This is a genomic window from Aestuariivivens insulae (assembly GCF_022662195.1).
Classification (GTDB): Bacteria; Bacteroidota; Bacteroidia; order Flavobacteriales; family Flavobacteriaceae; genus Aestuariivivens; species Aestuariivivens insulae.
This window is the reverse complement of the sequence record NZ_JAKMCS010000007.1, coordinates 194,534-211,265: the sequence shown is the minus strand read 5'-3', so window position 1 is coordinate 211,265 and position 16,732 is coordinate 194,534. Positions and strand designations below refer to the sequence as shown.

The following is a 16,732-nucleotide window of genomic DNA, read 5'->3' as shown; positions in this document are numbered from 1 at the left end:
CTGAAGCTCTGTACTTCTAATCTATTCAAATATTTTTATTGTAATTAAAAGATACTATAAGTAAAGTTAATTCCGCCGTAGACATTAAACGGAAGTCCGGGATAAAAATATCTTGGCATACTACCTCCAAAACCAGTGGCATTAACTTGAAGTTGAGAAGCATATTTGGTGTTTAGGATATTGTTCATTCCCAAAAACAAATCATAAGAAAAATTCTTTCCTATATTATTTTTAAACCCAATTTTACCAAATAATATTTCATAACTATTACCAAATACAGTATTCGCGTCATTTGCGGGTATTTTACCTACACCCTGAAAATTAATGTTGCCGTAAACCCCTGTATCAGAAACTAAATCCATCCCAAAATTGATAACATGTGAAGGTGCACCTGTTAAACGGTTTCCTGAGTAATCATCTTCAAAATCTACAAATTCTTTAAATTTAAATGTGTTTAACGTTGCATTCAGGGTAGTTATAAACTTTATTTGGTCAGTTCCAAGAATGGTATAATTGATCTCGGTCTCAATACCATTATGGTTTGTCTTACCTGCATTTATTGCAAAAAAGTTGTCTTCGGTCGTCCTTCTGGAAACCAGCAAATCTTTAACCTTAAGGGTATAAACAGACAGGGATGCCTTGAACTTATTGTCCAATAAGTTGAGTCGCGTACCTATTTCATAATTCCAACCTATTTCTGGTTTAATATTAGGATTGAACGTTCCTTCGGGCAATAATGTTTCGGATGTTGTAGGCGTGGAAAACCCATGGGAAATGTTACCAAACATAACCACGTTTGGGTTTAAAAGATAATTAAACCCAATCTTAGGAGAGATTATAAACTTAAAATTATAGCGCCCAGAGCTATCTTCACCATCACTTAAGAACCGATCCTTTATTTTAAACAAAGTTCTGTTTAAGTTCACCCCCATATTGAACTTCAATTTTTCATTAGCCCTAAAATTGGCCTCAACAAAAAAGTTGTAATAATTCCGGTCTTCATCTAAATTAGAAAGCTGGTCTCCTTTCACACTTCCTGTCCCTTCCGGATAGTCTTGATAAAGGTTCTCAAAAGTTTTTGCATTATAGTTGTCAAAGAATAATTCACTCCCAAAAGTCCAGTTCAACTCCTTTTCCAATACCTTAAAAACACCTAATACCCTACTTCTAATTCCAAAGCTATTTGAGCTCTCTTTTAAAATATTAAAAGGCCTTGGCTCATAATTTCCCCTTAATGAAGAAAACACACTTGTTTGTTGAGATAAATTGTTATTGTAATAATGTTTCCAAGTCACCCCCATAATTCCATAATCCACATCTTCATAACCTTTAGACCTGCCCCATGTAAAAGCAGCCTGCCTCGGATTATTGTCAAAACGGTCTTGGTTTAATGAACTTGGAATTCCGGATTTTAAATTAACATAACTACCAAGTATTGAAAATTTATCTTTTTCCCCTCCATAAATGTTAGAGGTCACGGTTATATTATATCTATTATATTCGTTATTCATTCTATAGCCATTGGAATGGCTATTACCATAAATAATATTTGTAGCAGACTTTTTCCCACCAACTGATGCTTTAGCTACAAACCTTCTTAGACCATAGCTACCAATGACAGAGGACACTGTAACCTTTTTTGACGTGTAATCGGCATATTCGGGCAATAATAAAATAGTCCCTCCCAAACCTACTCCATAGGTACTAGATGATGGCCCTTTGTGAATTTCGATGCGGGAGACACTACCAAGCTCTAAATCTTCTATTGCGGATTCTCCATTCCCGTCCGTTAGGGGAATGTCACCAAAGTAAGCCCTGATATTTGAAGTCCCAAATAAACTCCTGGCACCAATACCCCTTATAGTTATTTTATTTGTATTCAAGGCCCCTGTTTGCATATGCACCCCCGAGACCCTATTCAAAATTGGGCGCAATTCCATTCCGTTTCCCCTATCTAAATCTTCTTTACTTATTAGTGATATATTATCGATTGCATATTTTTGCTTTACCGGTATGGTTAATCCATTAATGAATACTTCTTCCAACTCATTAATGGAAGGACTCAGAGCGATTACAAGTTTCCCGTCTTTGCTTACTATTATGGTTTTGGTTATATAACCTTCTACTGATATTTCTAATTGGCCTTGGGTCTTTATAGAAAACTGCCCCAGACTATTACTAAAGGTTTCATTTTTAGAAAAAACATCCAATATTTTAGCATTTACAATTTCAACATTTGTTGTAGCGTCTATTACTGAACCCATTACATCATGCTGTGAAAAAGCAGAACAACTTAACAAAACACCCCACAAAAACAATATTCTTTTCATATTATATTTAACAGCTAGCAATTTTAATAAAATAGTTCTTACAAAAGCCGATCTGGGAAAGAAACAATCAAATTCATTAGTGCTGTTCTGTAACTGGAGAACGGATAATTTGCAGTCCAAATGCATTAATGCGCTTTTTGTTGGAAGACGTAACAAAATGGTTGGCAGCTGTTTACCCTGCTTCTTAATTATCGATCTATAACGCACATAATTAATCTTTTATTAAGTTGCTGAAGAATTCTTTTGCTTCGAAGATTTCCTTTAACAATTCGTCTCTATTATTTATTAATATTTCCTTGGGCACATTATCCCAATTGGGTTCTTGAATATGTTGGGCCAAAATATTAAGATTCTTTTCTGCTAACATAATTTCCATATTATTTAATCGATCTAACCATGATTGGGCAACGTGTTTTGTTTTTGGATTAGATTCATTTTGGATGACCATGTAGATAGGAGCCGTATGAAACGGACTCTTGGGACTGATTGAAGCAATTGTATATTCTCCCCTTTCTTGGAATAAGGTTTCAAGTTTTCTGTCTCCAATTCCTCGAACTGCAATCCAGGACGTTGTTTGTAAAGTATGGGTAAATTCAAAATTTACCAATCCTTTGCCAGAAACATCGTTTATTCTAAAAATAACATCTCCGTTTTGAACAATTTCAATAAAGTTTAAATCATCTTGCTCTGGGTCTAAATGTACCTTTCCTTTTATTTTAATTAAATCTCCAGCTTTTCGTTCGAGTTCACTTCCTATAGGTTGATTATCAATCTCGAACTCAACCATAGGTCCAACTGTAACAAATGTTCGCCCTTTTCGAATACCTTCTAGCCAATTATTATAATTAAATGACCCTTCAACTTTAGTGTAAAAACGTTCATGTCCAGGTAAGTTGTCCCCACAAGGAAAATCAGTACCAGCGGTTGGCGCTACTTTGAACCCAAGGTTGAGTATGTCGTACCACAAACTATATTCATGACGATTAAACGCCATGACTTCAATAAAATGCATTAGGTCATCTGGAAGCAGCAAGCTCACTCCTTTGTGTGCGGAAAGAATATACGATTCTCGCTCATTTCCATGAGCAAACCCATTTAGTCCTCCTTGTCGCTTTACTTCTTCCCATATATAGCGATAGATGAGATATTTTTCAGGATTATGAATCGGTTTGTTGATTCCAAGTGAAATTGCATGTCCCAAGAAATGGGTTCGTGGGTTCTCCTGACCAGACGCTATAATAAAATTTCCTTTTTGGTAATCTCCTTTTAAACCGAATGCATATTGTGGCGAATGCTCAAATATCTCGGCTTTACCAATCTGCAAAAGATTCCCCACATGAATATCTTCCGCCTGAATTAATTGGAGGATGTAAGGGTCTATCTCTGGCACAGGCCTAGGAATATGTAAATGATCATCGGCTCCATACCAGTTTTCTTGGGGCATGTTAATCCATCGCTTCAAATATGCTTCATAGGTTAAATCTGCATTGGCGTTCAAAGTGATTGTGTCTCGAAAAACCTTGTATTCAAGCCCCTTCTGAATGCTTATATAATATGTTCCCTGTCCCAACTTGATGACGGATTCTCCTGTTGAATAAAATTGGGTTGTTCGCGTATAAGGGTTTTCAATTACTTTTTTAAATGAGCCTAGTGTCGTTTTTAGATTTGTAAGCTTGGTAGGTTCCTCGCTATTGCTACAGTCACCACCAAAAAGTAAGGTGTTCTCGGCAATAAAGTAATTGTCCATGGCATCCTTGATTTCGACCCTAGCTGGAACTAAGGAAGATTCATCGTATATATTTAATGTTAGTTTGGTATCTTGACCAATAACCGTTTGAAAAGCCAAACAGGTTACCAACAAAAACATATTTTTCAAGTCTTGTCCCATTTTTGAAATTAGGAAATTATGTCTCGTCCTAAAGGATGACCACAAGTTAAAATTGATTTACCCTGTTAATTTATATACCATGCTAGGTGTTTTGTAGTCTAAAGATAAATGTAATCTTATTTCATTGTATAAATTAATTACTTTTTTTGAGTGCGACACGTCTACAAAGCTTTGGTAGAGATAAAATTCATCTTAGGTAAAACCTATTGCATTTTCAACGACTTTGCTATTGTAGCACGCATCACAGACAAGTGCTAGCTGGGGGCGTTTTTTTTCATCCACCAATCAAGTCTAGTTTCTAATTTATAATTCCTTACTGTCGGTTTTGTTTCCGCTCGTTCAATCTTCAAATCGTTCAAATTTGCGACTACTGACCAAATTGTACCAAATTTTTCTTTCTTTAAATTCAAACACACACACTTGTCCGAAAGAATCTCTTTGGCTTTTTCTAAATCCATTTGCTCAACGGACTTTAAATTGTTTTTCAGTCCGTTATACCTTTCCGTACTTTTACTCCATTCAACTCCACCACGGTCGTACCGTTGCATTTCCTCTAATTTAAATTCGTTTGTTATATAAATGAACTGCTCATTTTCCTTAGGTCGTCTTACCTTGCTTTTTTGTGGTGCGGATTCCACAACTACGATTTCTCCAGTTTTGTCTGCAATCAAAAAATTGTTCGCAGTTGAAACTTTGGCTTTTTCAATTAATTCTATCGCTTGTTTTGTGTTTTCACAATCTTCTAAAATTTTCCTTACAATAAAATGGAAGCTAATTCCCGTCTGGATTTCAGTTCCATTGACGAACGACATTGCAACAGATAATCCTTTTTCGTTAATTCCGTCTGAACGACCTATAAAAACGTCTGATTGGCTTATGTACGAGTATTTATTTTTTGGTGCTATCAAACTACTTTCCGTAAATTTTTTAAAATTGAAAAGCATATCGTAATTCCGCCCGATTATCGTGTCATTGCTATTTTTGAAAGCAAATACGCTACATTGTCCAGTTGGATTGAAAACACCTAGGCTCAATAAAAATGCACCTAACTTTTCAGGTTTGTCATTAATCCCTTTTGCAAAACCTTCAATCTCTTCAATAACTTCTGGGAAAAATGATTTTAAATTTTGATAGGAATCCAGTCCAAAATCCATTTTTTGTTTGCTGATTGTTGGAATGACGAAATTTGCTTTTTCATACAGTAGTTTACCATACTTTAAGCCCATGTCGTAATATTCTCCATATAGTCTCGGGTGATACATTTTATTCGTTATTTATCATATGCCAGATAACGGTTAAAATTAAGCTTGTAGCTGTTTAACTTGTACCTCATTTCCATTTTGCAATTTAGTAAATTTTAAGATTTTCATAGATTTAAATAAGCACTTAAACCCGCTATTTGGTTTTACTTTTTGTTACAGACTAGGTTTTTATTTACTATTTCAGTATCAAAATTTTAATTCGATTATCCTATAGAAAAAAAGAGTATCTTTACATTTGGTCATGCCATTTTTGATTTCAATCAGTCATTACTCGATTTAGCTGCTAAATAATTTATCTTTCACTCCTGCAGAAGATTTCTCATTGAATTACCTATAGTTAGGCCTACATTAATTTGTTATATACAAAATTAACAGCAAACAACTTATGGAAAAATTAACATTAGGGGTTGTTGGAACTTCTAGAAAAGAAGATGAAAAACGTGTACCAATTCATCCAGATCACCTTTCGCGTCTTCCAGCAGATATTAGGAAACAATTAATTTTTGAAAAGGGATATGGTGCACCCTTTGGTTTAAATGACGATTTTTTTGTTTCTCAAACCGGAGGGGTTGCTTCACGTCATGAATTATTAGCTGAAATTGGCTCAGTAATTATTTCTAAACCTGTGGTAGCTGATTTGCAAGAGGTACGTGAAGGAGGATTTATTTGGGGATATCCGCATTGCGCACAGCAAGTTGACATTACCCAAACTGCAATTGATCGAAAACTAACACTAATTGCCTTTGAAGATATGTTTGTTTGGTCTCCAAATGGTCAGGCAGGCAGACATACATTTTATAAGAACAATGAAATGGCAGGTTATTGTGCTGTTCTACATGCAATGCAATTAAGGGGTATTGATGGTCATTATGGTAAACAGCGTAAAGTAATTATTTTTAGCTTTGGAGCTGTTAGTCGAGGAGCTATTTATGCTCTTAAAGCACATGGTTTCAGGGATATTACGATTTGCATTCAAAGGCCTGACCATGAAGTTCGTGAAGAAATTTTAGATGTTCATTATGCTCGCATTCGTGAAGGAGAAGAAAATGAAGCGAGGTTAGTTGTTGTGGAACATGATGGCAGGGTGCAACCTTTATCTGATTTAATTCGTGAATCTGAGATAATAATTAATGGCGTTTATCAAAACACAGATAATCCTATCAATTTTGTGACTGAAGAAGAGAAAGGGATTTTAAAACCAGGATGTCTTATCATAGATGTTAGTTGCGATGAAGGTATGGGATTCTATTTTGCAAAGCCTACAACTTTTAAAAATCCAATGATCAATATCGACAATATAGATTATTATGCAGTAGATCACACACCCAGTTATTTATGGGAAAGTGCTTCAAGGTCAATTTCAGCAGCATTAATTGTACACTTACCAACAATTATAGAAGGCCCTAAAGCTTGGGTGAAAAGTAGCACAATACAAAAGGCGATTAATATTGATGATGGTGTGATTAAAAAAGAATCTGTCTTAACTTTTCAGAATCGCATGCCAAACTATCCGCATAATTTTATAAAAAGTTAAAACTTATTAATTTGAGCCATTTTGATACTAAAATTGTCAATTGTCTGATGCAGTGCTAAAGGGAAACTTGCCTATAACTAACAAATAAACAAAATTGCGTTTATTTCCATTTTAGCAAACGTATTTCCTTTTAAATCTCTAATATTTTAGAAAACATTGCTTTATATTCTTGAATGTTTCTTTCATATTTTTGATAAATAGTTAGCCATAATATAATTCCAATCGCTAAAATTGTTGTTCCAGTTAAAAACATGAAAGGGCCACTATAGTCTACTCCAGAAATTACAGCAATTAGAATGCTCAATCCCGAAATCATTGATGAAAATATTACTGATTTCCACAACAAGTGTTGCCTAAAATAAATTTCTATATTGGTCTCATTTTCAATATCTGTTTTGGATAATGTTCCATTTACCACAATGCTGTTATGAAAGAACAAATAAAATGGGTAGGTAATTCGCTTACGCATTTTAAATGTTATTGAGTTATTTTTATCCTAGTTCATGTTAAACACAAATCCATTAACAGATCCAAGGGCTGTCTTCATGGTCTTACTAACCTCTTTAAGATCACTATTTAATTTAAAACTCCATTTATTCATAATATTATTTTCAATGTTTATTAACCATTTGGCTAAGGGTTGTTGTGTTTGTTTCTATTTTAATTTATTCGCTTTCTTCGGGTAAAGGTGAAATCATGATGTGTGCTCTATGTGTTCCAGGATTCATAATCCAAGGATGGTTAGCACTTATTGGTTTTTCCGGAAGCCCTGTAGATTCAGAAGTGGCGAATGGTAAATAGACGACATAGCGGTATTGGGCGCCTTTCACTTTAGACGTTTGGGGGTCATACAATGCATCTGGCCCATAGTAAATATGTAGTGTTGATCCTGGTTTTCCCATAGCCAACTTGCCCGATTTTACTTCTGCTTCTCTTATATCGAAGATTTCAACCGCGTTCTTTCCCATGGCCCTAAGTTCCCGTCCTCTAGCCATAAAAGGTTCCATATCCTTGTGGTAACATGCGGCATGAAATCCAGGTCTGTTTGGATCATCTGCCAGAACAATAAATTCGTTATCTCCTTCTTTGAGTGTCACAAATTCACCTGCCATATTATAGCCTATAACTTTACATCCTGCCCTGCTTTCTTCGGGAGCAGCCATTAAAGCTGTTGCTATTGAAGCTTCGTCGGTATCAATAGCCACTAATTCCTTTGCGGGCTTATTTGATGTACTATCGGTTACAATCTCTTTAGCAGAGGACTCCTCTGTTGTTTTTTTGGTCTTGTTGGATGTATTACAAGAAATCAAGATTCCTGTAAAAACAAATGCCGTGATAATTTGATTCATTTTTAGCAACATGTCTTAAAATTTTATCATAGGTTAGTGTTTGGCATAATGAAGCACAGTGGTCTCGTGTACGGTTTCATAGTATTTGACTAAAGTTAACAAAAAAAGATCAACGTGTAGGAAATTCGTTAAAGAAGTTGGATGGTATAGCCAAAATCAACTAGATTTCTAGAAAAAGATTGTCCATTGTTTTTTTGACAATCTTTTTTATTTTTTCTTGATTATACCGAAGGGGTTTCAAAACTACTATATGGTTAAGCACTCGTTACAGACGTGTGCTAGCTAAGGAAAAATTAATTTAGCAACAAATTGCGCAATAAATAACAGTCACTGTTGCTAAACGTTTTATTTACCATAAATCATTAGTGCAGGACTACCCAAAGAGACATCAAACACCGGTTTGTACCAATCTACATTTGTATTGGTCTCTATCTTGTTGTTTGTTTTATGATAGTCGATAAAGTACTGGTTTTCTTCTGTTTGTGGTTTACCATAATAGAACCAAATTAATTTAATTCTATCTGCATTTTTAATTTTTAGAAAGGCAGAAGATTCTCTAATGTGAATTGGATTATAAATTTCAAGCCTTTCTCCTTGGTCTAATTCGAGGGTTAGAATTTTAGTCTCACTATCATAAAATCCTTTTTCAATTAAATGCACATTGTCGTAAGGTTTTCCGAACCAATCATTATAAAGTCTTAATGCCCCACCCTTAAACAAATTGCGCTTTTCAGAGATTAGTTCAACAAATTCTTCTGGCATTCTTACTTTAGTTGAACTATCTGTGCTCAATTTTAAGTTATCTAGATCTGGTGTAGCATGCTTTGCTGCCATAAATTCAAATGGCCCAATAATTTGAATTTTTTTGAAAATGGAATAACCTAAGTACAGGGATAGAATGCCTAAAAATCCAATTATTCCTATACCAATTGAATTTGGTAACACGTCATAAATGAAAAGCCCAAAAAGGGAAGCTCCTAAAATTGGTGTGATCCCATATGCAATTCCTCCTACTATGTTTATGAATTGTCTCAAATATTCTTTTTAATATTGGTTAGTGTTTCTTTATAACTGTTAGTTACAGATTAAAGATAGCTTTTTAGGTTTAAAACTGGCGATAGCAATTGTGGGTGGGTTCTAACATTTACCACAGCATTGTCGAGGGCTAGTCGAATCCATCTTAAATGCTATTGTCAATTCATTTTTTGGCAATCTTTTTTAATTTCCTGGTTAAGCACTCGTCACAGACGAGCGTTGGCATGGGGAGAACAAGCAATTACTTATAGCATTGTTGTGTTTAGTGTTTTTCTTTCAAATTAGTCAATTCTCGACCTCGTTCTGAATCAACTCTAAATAATTCATATCTGTTGTTCATCACTATTTTACCATTTTCATACATATCCATCCATACTTTATAACCTGTATCAGTTTTAAGTATATGATAACCGTGCATATGAAATTCATCATGGTTAAATGTATTACCTACTTCTCCTGTACATAATAGATTTATATCTCCTTCTCCAGAATTAACAGCTATAAGCTTAGGTTGATTTTGTAATTGACAGAAATGACTAGCTTTTAATGTTTTATGTTCAACGTTATAAACCGTTAACATTTCTGTTGGTATATCAGTTCTTAACCTTTCAATAATTACATTATCTCTTGCACTTAGAATGTATTCAAAGCCATAGAGGTCATTGTTGTCTTCAAGTGTAGCTATCCATTCTCCTTCTAATTCTCTAAGGTAGCCCATAGCATCTGCTGTATTCGTAATAGAATCTTGGAATTCAGTTTTCTTGTTCGAACATCCGCCAATACTTATTAAGATTAAAAGCAAAATCAAGTGTTTTATTAAACGTGTTTTACTATTCATATTTTCAGCTTGGTTAATTAATAATTCAAATTATGTTATTTGTCCACATTAAACACAACTAAAAAATAAACCCAATTGCGTTTATTTGCATTATATTCATTTCTTAAATTTATAATAAATATCCTGCATCCAATACTGAATTTAAACAAAGTATATCAAACTTCTTAACAAAAGATAGTACATCACCCCAACCAGCCTTCCCTATCCAGGTTACGGTATTGGATGGCTTCGCTAATATGGGTTCCATATACGGTTGCAGTGCCTTCTAAATCGGCAATGGTATGGGCCTCCTTTAAAATGCTTTCGTAGGCCCTGGCCGATAAATTCAACCGTTCCATAGCGGTTTTTAACAGTTGCATGGAATCCACAGGGTATCCAGTCGAAGCAAATTAGGATGATTAAAGGATAAGCACTAACTTTTAAGAACTGGGCTAGTGCTTTTTATAGGACACGTTGTTGTAAGGCGTTATTAATTCGATTTTTAAATTCGGTTTTGTCGTCAATGTATAATGCTAAATTCCTGTATTTTCTTTTTATTCCATAAAGTCCAATCAATTCGTTTTCTTTTTTCAAGTGGATTATAATATTATGCCCTTCCAATTCGCCCAAAAATGATAATTTTCGAGTCTCTTTATTTAGGTCTATATCTTTCGATGAAATTTCTATTGTGTCAATATCTTCTAATTCAATAGTTGTTTCCGTCATAATTCCATATCGTAGATAAAGTCGGTCGTTCTCTATTGATATTGGTCTTTTTAAAATTGATTTTAAAAAACCTAAAATTTGAATTCCAGAATAAATGCTTAAAAATGTCAAAATCCAAGCAGCAATACTGCTCCATTTTGTAAGTAACACATGAAATACTAATGTCTCAATTGCTATTATGAATATGATTGCAATTAGTAAAGATATTGTTCCGCTGTCTTTGTGATAGGAAAATTCATTTTCTTTTAATTTTCTTTTCCTCCAAAATAGGAAACCATAATAAAAAACTGCAATTTCTGTAACAACAGGGATTACAAAACTTTTAGGAAGGATTTCGTAGCAAGTATTCTTTAAAGTCGTGAAAAAATCAAACGATTCCGTTTTGTTTAACTTGTAACATTTCATTCCTTTTCTAACATTGTAGATTACAAATGAGAGAATAGATAATTCCACGATTGGAAAAACCCAAGTTTTAAAAAGGTTTAGATAATATTGATTTTCTGTAGGAAGTATAAGTGAGCAAATGATTAAACCTAAAATAAAAAAAGGAACAACAGTTGTTTTTGGAATTTTAGTTTTCCTGATTAATAAGAAGTAAACAAAAGGAACTGTTAATAGTAAGTCAAACGTTATTCCTGTTGATAATTCATTCGGATTTTTTATAAACATTGATGATTTAGCGATTAATACCATTAGTCCGATAATTAACATTGGTATCCCAAATATTATTATACTTTTCTGAATGTTTATTGCCTTGTTCATATTGTTTTTTTATGTTCGTTAAGGGACATAGTTTACACAAGTTGTAGCCTATCCCATTTTGTAGCCTTCCTTATAAAAACTGGGCTAGCACCCTTCATAGTACACTTTATTACGCATTGTTATCATTCATGTTTGTGATGATTAGAATTCTTATAATGTTCTTTAATTAAATCCCTACCAAAATCTCCATTAAAATCTCTCCACACGGTATGGATGTGATTGGCTTCGTTCTGGACATTATCAAACTCAATCAAAAAAGATTTCCCTTGCATCCTGTAATAGTGACCTTGCCCTAGGACAGTGGCTCCGGCCCATCCAAATCTTACCTCATTTATTTCTTCATCCTTAATGCTATTCATTCGCTTTTCGGCCAGTTTAGGGGGTATGGTTGATAGATATTCATCAAGAAGTTTTAAAAAAATAAACTGTTGATTCTTTGTTAACTGGCCATACATAATGCCTACAGGGCTTAAAGGTTCAACTTTTGTGGAATTCCCTGTAACAATTTCAGAAAATGGTTTCTTCTGAAATATTGCCAGTTCCCTTTGTTCTTTAGATAATGAGTTTAGCAATTCAAAACCCAGATCTTCTTCCTTTTGAAGCGTGCGCTCACCTTCTCTTGGGCCAGAAAGAATTCTTGCTGGATTCGCTCCAAAAAATCGAGGAGCAATTTCAACTTTTCCTTTATGGGTTGTAAAATTCAGGGAAATATGATGTCCTTCAAAAGAGAAAGCCCATAAACTGTCCTTTTCAGGATTTCCATAAAATGCTACCAAATAATTTTCAGGATTCCTCATGACTGAATCCCCACTTATTTCCAAAAGGACATTTTCTAAATCGATAATTTTCATCGTTTTAATATATCCAGTTTCTGATAGAAAAGTCTTGAGAAGTTCTTCTAATTTGGATTTCTGATTTGAATCCAGTGCATTCAGTTGAATTCCTGCTCTTTGAAACATTGAACTAGGAAAATAATGCCAGAGCATTCTAGACCCGTCATTGAAGGGCATTTGCGTTTTGTTCCTTTGGGCCTGCGTTAGAGATTTCAAAAAATCAACTGCAGGTTTATTAGTTAACTGGCCGAATGCCATAACAATCGATGCAACAACCAAAAGTGTAGTAACAATAAATTTCTTCATATCGCAGTATTTTTTAATAATGCCTAACTAATAAATAAACGTAATTGCGTTTATTCCCTAAATTTATAATAAATATCCTGTATCTCCATACTAAATTCAAACAAAGGATAGTACATCACCCCAACCAACCGTCCCTATCCAGGCTACGGTATTGTATGGCCTTACTAATATGTGCGTTATGCGATAATGAAATCTCTCCCGGTTGTGGAAAAGCGCCACCACCAACTAATGCAACATCTGTAATAGTATTTAATGTGGGGGGTATCGCGTATTTTATGGGCAATGGATTTTGGGCATTGTTAAAATCAGCTTTTTTAATCAACAGGATATATTATAAAGCTATCATGTACTTCTCTTGTGGGATTGTCTCCCAATTTTTTAAGGGCATTTGAAAGTTCATTCAATTGAATTACATTTAATGGAAGCTGATGTTCTTTTGGTTGATAAATAGTTTTAACCGGGTAATCAATTCCAGGAGTTTGAGTCATCTCAATATGATTCCCAAGAATCGTTGAAATTTCATTATCATTAGTAAATTTTACAAGCCGTTCAATACTCCGTTTAAAAGCATTCCAATCCTTTACATACAATCTACCAGGATAAAATGTATCTCCAGTCAACAGAATTTTTGTTGTTGTGTCATACAACGCAATTGAAGAAGCTTGATGTCCAGGTATCGGTATTATTTTTATTATTCGATTTCCTAAATTATAATCTACAATTTGGTCTGGCCAATTAGAAATTTTAAAAAAATTCTCTACATCCGCTACTTCAAGACCAATTACTGTGGTATTTGGTTTTCCCTTGAATTGTCCATCACCAGCATAGTGGTCTCCATGTTTATGGGTATGCGCAACAACTAATTCAATATGTCCATTCTTTTGAGACCAATTATCAATAATTTCATTAACCGTATCATAAAGCGGGAAGATATCACTATCTTCTGTAGCACCAGTATCCATCAATAAAGCTTTGTTTTCACCAAAAAACAGAAACATAAAAGGTGCTTCATAATTTATGCACTTGTTTTGGCGTAAAATATATGTATTACTATTATACTTAACTATTTGAATTGGAGGGTCAATATTTTCTTCACAGTTTTCTGAACCGTGAATCCATGCTTGTGTGTTTAAATCTACAGTTTTTTCAATTGACGGCTTGCATGACCAAATCAAAATGAAAGCCATAGGTAAGATTATAACTTTTATTTTCATGACTTGATTTATATTGGTTTTAAATCGTGATTAGTTAGTTAAATATTTCATTATTCCAATAATTCAATAATAACAGTAATAGTTATTTTATTCAACAATATTTTAATCCTAAAGATAATATATTAAATTTTAGTAGATGTTGAAACAGATACCCACCACTTATAGAAAAATATACAATGGTACGGGCCACCTTTAAAATGCTATCGTAGGCCCGTGCCGATAAATTCAAGCGTTCCATAACGGTTTTTAGGAGTTGCTTGGAATCGACAGGATTTCCAGTCGAAGCATATCGGATCATTAAAAAGAATAAATTTTAACTTTGAAGGACTGGGCTAGTGCTTTTTATAGGGCACGGTGTTGTAGGTAGTTATTTGAATTTAATTAATCCTGTTTTCCTTTTTATTCCGTTCATAATTTCAGTTTTTACTATTTCAGTTAATTGGTTTTTGGCATCATATTTTAAATAATATATTTTGTTATTATTCTCATTGTATTCAATCAATTTTCCAAACTCATCATATACATATTCTATATTAGCAAAATAACCAGAACCATTACCTATAAATTTTATGACTTTATTTATTTTTTTATTAATTATATGTTTTTGATGTTCCATACAAAATTCAGTTTTCAATGAATCGGTAGATTCCTTGCATTGTCCTTTTCTGTATCTGGTCATTGTCCAATTGTTGTTTTCTAGAGTATCAACAGATTTCCAAGTTTCCCTTCCGTAATTGTCATAATCTATTGACATATGCCTCAAATAATATAAATAGTTAGTAGATATTAATGATTCAAAGTGAGAAATTGAATCCGTTGCTTCTATCCAAGTTATTTCTTCTGTGTTAGGTTGGTTTGTTTTTTCTTTTTTTGCTTGATTGCAAGAAGAAAATAATAGGCTAAACGCAAGAGGAACAAGTATTAAAGGTTTTTGTTTCATTTTTGAATGGTTTAATTTTATTGTTCAGAATGTTGCTTGGTAATTACCTGCAACTAACAAATAAACCCAATTGCGTTTATTCGCATGGTATTTACCTCCTAAATTTATAATAAATATCCTGCACCCCCATACTAAATTCAAACAAAGTTTATACAACTTCTTAACAAAGGGATACATCACCCCAACCAACCGTCCCTATCCAGGCTACGGTACTGGATGGCTTCACTAATATGGGCGCCATTAACGGTTGCTGCACCTTCTAGATCGGCAATGGTACGGGCCACCTTTAAAATTCTATCGTAGGCCCTAGCCGATAAATTCAAGCGTTCCATAGCGGTTTTTAGCAGTTGCTTGGAATTTTCATCCAAAACACAATGTTTACGTATTTGCTTGGTATTCATTTGTGCATTGTAATGTACTGTATCGCTATCTTCAAACCGCTGGCTTTGTATTTCCCTTGCTGCGGTAACCCGTTTTCTAATGTCTACCGAGGTTTCGCCCTTTCGGTCATCGGAAAGCTTTTCAAAAGGTACTGGTGTGACCTCTATATGAATGTCTATCCTATCCAATAAAGGCCCCGAAATTTTGCTTAAATAGCGTTGCATCTCTGCCGGACTTGAGGTTACTGGAGCATTGGGATCGTTAAAATACCCGCCCGGACTGGGATTCATACTGGCCACCAGCATAAAGGACGAGGGATAGGTTACGGTAAACTTGGCCCTGGAAATGGTCACTTCCCGATCTTCCAAGGGCTGGCGCAAGACCTCTAATACACCGCGCTTAAATTCGGGCAATTCGTCTAAAAACAGCACGCCGTTATGCGATAATGAAATCTCTCCCGGTTGCGGAAAGGCCCCACCACCAACCAGGGCGACATCGCTAATGGTGTGGTGTGGACTCCTAAACGGGCGCTGTGCCATTAATCCCGTATGTGCCTTAACACGCCCTACTACCGAGTGTATCTTAGTGGTTTCCAAGGCTTCGTGAAGCGTCATAGGTGGTAAAATACTGGGCAAACGCTTAGCCAACATGGTTTTTCCGGCGCCCGGTGGGCCAATTAAAATAATGTTGTGCCCGCCAGCTGCTGCTATTTCCATACAACGTTTAATGCCTTCCTGTCCCTTAACATCGGCGAAATCGTATTCTGGAAATTCCAAATTTTTATAAAATTCTTCTCGGGTGTCTATAACCGTTTGTTCCAATGGGTCTCCCTTATCAAAATAATTTATAACCTGTTTGATATTATCGACGCCGTAGACCGTTATATTATCAACTATAGCGGCTTCTTTAGCATTTTGGTTGGGTAAAATAAAATACTTAAAGCCCTCTTCCCTCGCCTTAATGGCAATGGGCAACGCGCCCTTTATGGGCTGTAGACTACCATCTAACGAGAGTTCGCCCATAATTACATAATCCTCTAAGTGTTCGGCCCCTATTTGTTTAGACGCCGCCAAAATACCAACGGCCAGGGTAAGGTCGTAGGCACTGCCTTCCTTACGTAAATCGGCGGGCGCCATATTGATGGTTATCTTCTTTCCTGGGATTTTATATCCGTTGTTCTGCAAGGCTGCTGCAATGCGGTAGTTACTTTCTTTAATGGCATTATCTGGCAAGCCCACCAAATGGTACCCAATACCAGAATCGACATTAACCTCAACGGTAATCGTGGTGGCCTCTACTCCAAACACGGCACTTCCATAAACTTTTTTAAGCATAACGTAGGTTTATGGTTTAAA

13 protein-coding genes and 3 pseudogenes are annotated in these 16,732 nt (G+C 34.9%); 1 reads left to right on the top strand and 15 read right to left on the bottom strand.

Going from position 1 to position 16,732, the window contains the following annotated elements; translation table 11 throughout:
• Positions 1-44: 44 nt before the first annotated feature.
• The 3 genes from MR062_RS10665 to MR062_RS10655 all read right to left on the bottom strand — a co-directional run bounded on the left by MR062_RS10665 (position 45) and on the right by MR062_RS10655 (position 5,480).
• A complete protein-coding gene (locus tag MR062_RS10665) occupies positions 45-2,330 on the bottom strand; it encodes a TonB-dependent receptor domain-containing protein (RefSeq protein WP_242204190.1) in 2,286 nt (761 codons plus the stop codon).
• 211 nt (positions 2,331-2,541) lie between these two features.
• Positions 2,542-4,218, bottom strand: coding sequence for a CehA/McbA family metallohydrolase (locus MR062_RS10660; protein ID WP_242204189.1), 1,677 nt, complete (start codon positions 4,216-4,218; stop codon positions 2,542-2,544).
• A 254-nt stretch (positions 4,219-4,472) separates the two neighbouring features.
• The gene (locus tag MR062_RS10655; protein ID WP_262916838.1) at positions 4,473-5,480 is read right to left on the bottom strand and encodes a C45 family autoproteolytic acyltransferase/hydolase; all 1,008 of its coding nucleotides are present in this window, start codon (positions 5,478-5,480) and stop codon (positions 4,473-4,475) included.
• 385 nt (positions 5,481-5,865) lie between these two features.
• On the opposite strand from MR062_RS10655, the gene MR062_RS10650 reads away from it, so the two are divergent.
• The gene (locus MR062_RS10650) at positions 5,866-7,014 is read left to right on the top strand and encodes a N(5)-(carboxyethyl)ornithine synthase (protein WP_242204187.1); all 1,149 of its coding nucleotides are present in this window, start codon (positions 5,866-5,868) and stop codon (positions 7,012-7,014) included.
• 130 nt (positions 7,015-7,144) lie between these two features.
• Here the strand turns inward: MR062_RS10650 and MR062_RS10645 are convergent, their stop codons facing one another.
• The 12 genes and pseudogenes from MR062_RS10645 to MR062_RS10590 all read right to left on the bottom strand — a co-directional run bounded on the left by MR062_RS10645 (position 7,145) and on the right by MR062_RS10590 (position 16,711).
• Positions 7,145-7,483, bottom strand: coding sequence for a DUF423 domain-containing protein (locus tag MR062_RS10645; RefSeq protein WP_242204186.1), 339 nt, complete (start codon positions 7,481-7,483; stop codon positions 7,145-7,147).
• A gap of 196 nt (positions 7,484-7,679) precedes the next feature.
• The gene (locus MR062_RS10640) at positions 7,680-8,363 is read right to left on the bottom strand and encodes a hypothetical protein (protein WP_242204185.1); all 684 of its coding nucleotides are present in this window, start codon (positions 8,361-8,363) and stop codon (positions 7,680-7,682) included.
• Positions 8,364-8,708: 345 nt separating this feature from the next.
• Entirely contained in the window at positions 8,709-9,398 is a 690-nt protein-coding gene (locus tag MR062_RS10635; protein WP_242204184.1) for a hypothetical protein, read from the bottom strand.
• A 262-nt stretch (positions 9,399-9,660) separates the two neighbouring features.
• Positions 9,661-10,236, bottom strand: a complete 576-nt coding sequence (locus MR062_RS10630) for a hypothetical protein (protein WP_242204183.1) — start codon at positions 10,234-10,236, stop codon at positions 9,661-9,663.
• 182 nt (positions 10,237-10,418) lie between these two features.
• Positions 10,419-10,598 (bottom strand): annotated as a pseudogene (locus MR062_RS10625) (magnesium chelatase subunit ChlI family protein); the annotation flags it as partial.
• Positions 10,599-10,677: 79 nt separating this feature from the next.
• On the bottom strand, positions 10,678-11,703 hold the full coding sequence (locus MR062_RS10620; RefSeq protein ID WP_242204182.1) for a hypothetical protein: 1,026 nt from the start codon (positions 11,701-11,703) through the stop codon (positions 10,678-10,680).
• A 122-nt stretch (positions 11,704-11,825) separates the two neighbouring features.
• Positions 11,826-12,842 (bottom strand): DUF3500 domain-containing protein, encoded by a 1,017-nt coding sequence (locus MR062_RS10615; protein WP_242204181.1) that lies wholly within the window; start codon positions 12,840-12,842, stop codon positions 11,826-11,828.
• 175 nt (positions 12,843-13,017) lie between these two features.
• A pseudogene (locus MR062_RS17745) lies at positions 13,018-13,092 on the bottom strand (ATP-binding protein); the annotation flags it as partial.
• Between the two features lie 64 nt (positions 13,093-13,156).
• Entirely contained in the window at positions 13,157-14,056 is a 900-nt protein-coding gene (locus MR062_RS10605; protein ID WP_242204179.1) for an MBL fold metallo-hydrolase, read from the bottom strand.
• 91 nt (positions 14,057-14,147) lie between these two features.
• Positions 14,148-14,318, bottom strand: a pseudogene (locus MR062_RS17740) (magnesium chelatase subunit ChlI family protein); the annotation flags it as partial.
• A gap of 105 nt (positions 14,319-14,423) precedes the next feature.
• Complete coding sequence (locus MR062_RS10595) at positions 14,424-14,996, bottom strand: hypothetical protein (protein ID WP_242204177.1); 573 nt, start codon at positions 14,994-14,996, stop codon at positions 14,424-14,426.
• Between the two features lie 176 nt (positions 14,997-15,172).
• Entirely contained in the window at positions 15,173-16,711 is a 1,539-nt protein-coding gene (locus MR062_RS10590) for a YifB family Mg chelatase-like AAA ATPase (RefSeq protein ID WP_242204176.1), read from the bottom strand.
• Between the last annotated feature and the right edge of the window lie 21 nt (positions 16,712-16,732).

Bases quoted from the DNA above. Each gene is read 5' to 3' on its own strand.
- MR062_RS10665 (WP_242204190.1), bottom strand. From the start codon at position 2,330: ATGAAAAGAATATTGTTTTTGTGGGGTGTTTTGTTAAGTTGTTCTGCT.
- MR062_RS10660 (WP_242204189.1), bottom strand. From the start codon at position 4,218: ATGGGACAAGACTTGAAAAATATGTTTTTGTTGGTAACCTGTTTGGCT.
- MR062_RS10655 (WP_262916838.1), bottom strand. From the start codon at position 5,480: ATGTATCACCCGAGACTATATGGAGAATATTACGACATGGGCTTAAAG.
- MR062_RS10650 (WP_242204187.1), top strand. From the start codon at position 5,866: ATGGAAAAATTAACATTAGGGGTTGTTGGAACTTCTAGAAAAGAAGAT.
- MR062_RS10645 (WP_242204186.1), bottom strand. From the start codon at position 7,483: ATGCGTAAGCGAATTACCTACCCATTTTATTTGTTCTTTCATAACAGC.
- MR062_RS10640 (WP_242204185.1), bottom strand. From the start codon at position 8,363: ATGAATCAAATTATCACGGCATTTGTTTTTACAGGAATCTTGATTTCT.
- MR062_RS10630 (WP_242204183.1), bottom strand. From the start codon at position 10,236: ATGAATAGTAAAACACGTTTAATAAAACACTTGATTTTGCTTTTAATC.
- MR062_RS10620 (WP_242204182.1), bottom strand. From the start codon at position 11,703: ATGAACAAGGCAATAAACATTCAGAAAAGTATAATAATATTTGGGATA.
- MR062_RS10615 (WP_242204181.1), bottom strand. From the start codon at position 12,842: ATGAAGAAATTTATTGTTACTACACTTTTGGTTGTTGCATCGATTGTT.
- MR062_RS10605 (WP_242204179.1), bottom strand. From the start codon at position 14,056: ATGAAAATAAAAGTTATAATCTTACCTATGGCTTTCATTTTGATTTGG.
- MR062_RS10595 (WP_242204177.1), bottom strand. From the start codon at position 14,996: ATGAAACAAAAACCTTTAATACTTGTTCCTCTTGCGTTTAGCCTATTA.
- MR062_RS10590 (WP_242204176.1), bottom strand. From the start codon at position 16,711: ATGCTTAAAAAAGTTTATGGAAGTGCCGTGTTTGGAGTAGAGGCCACC.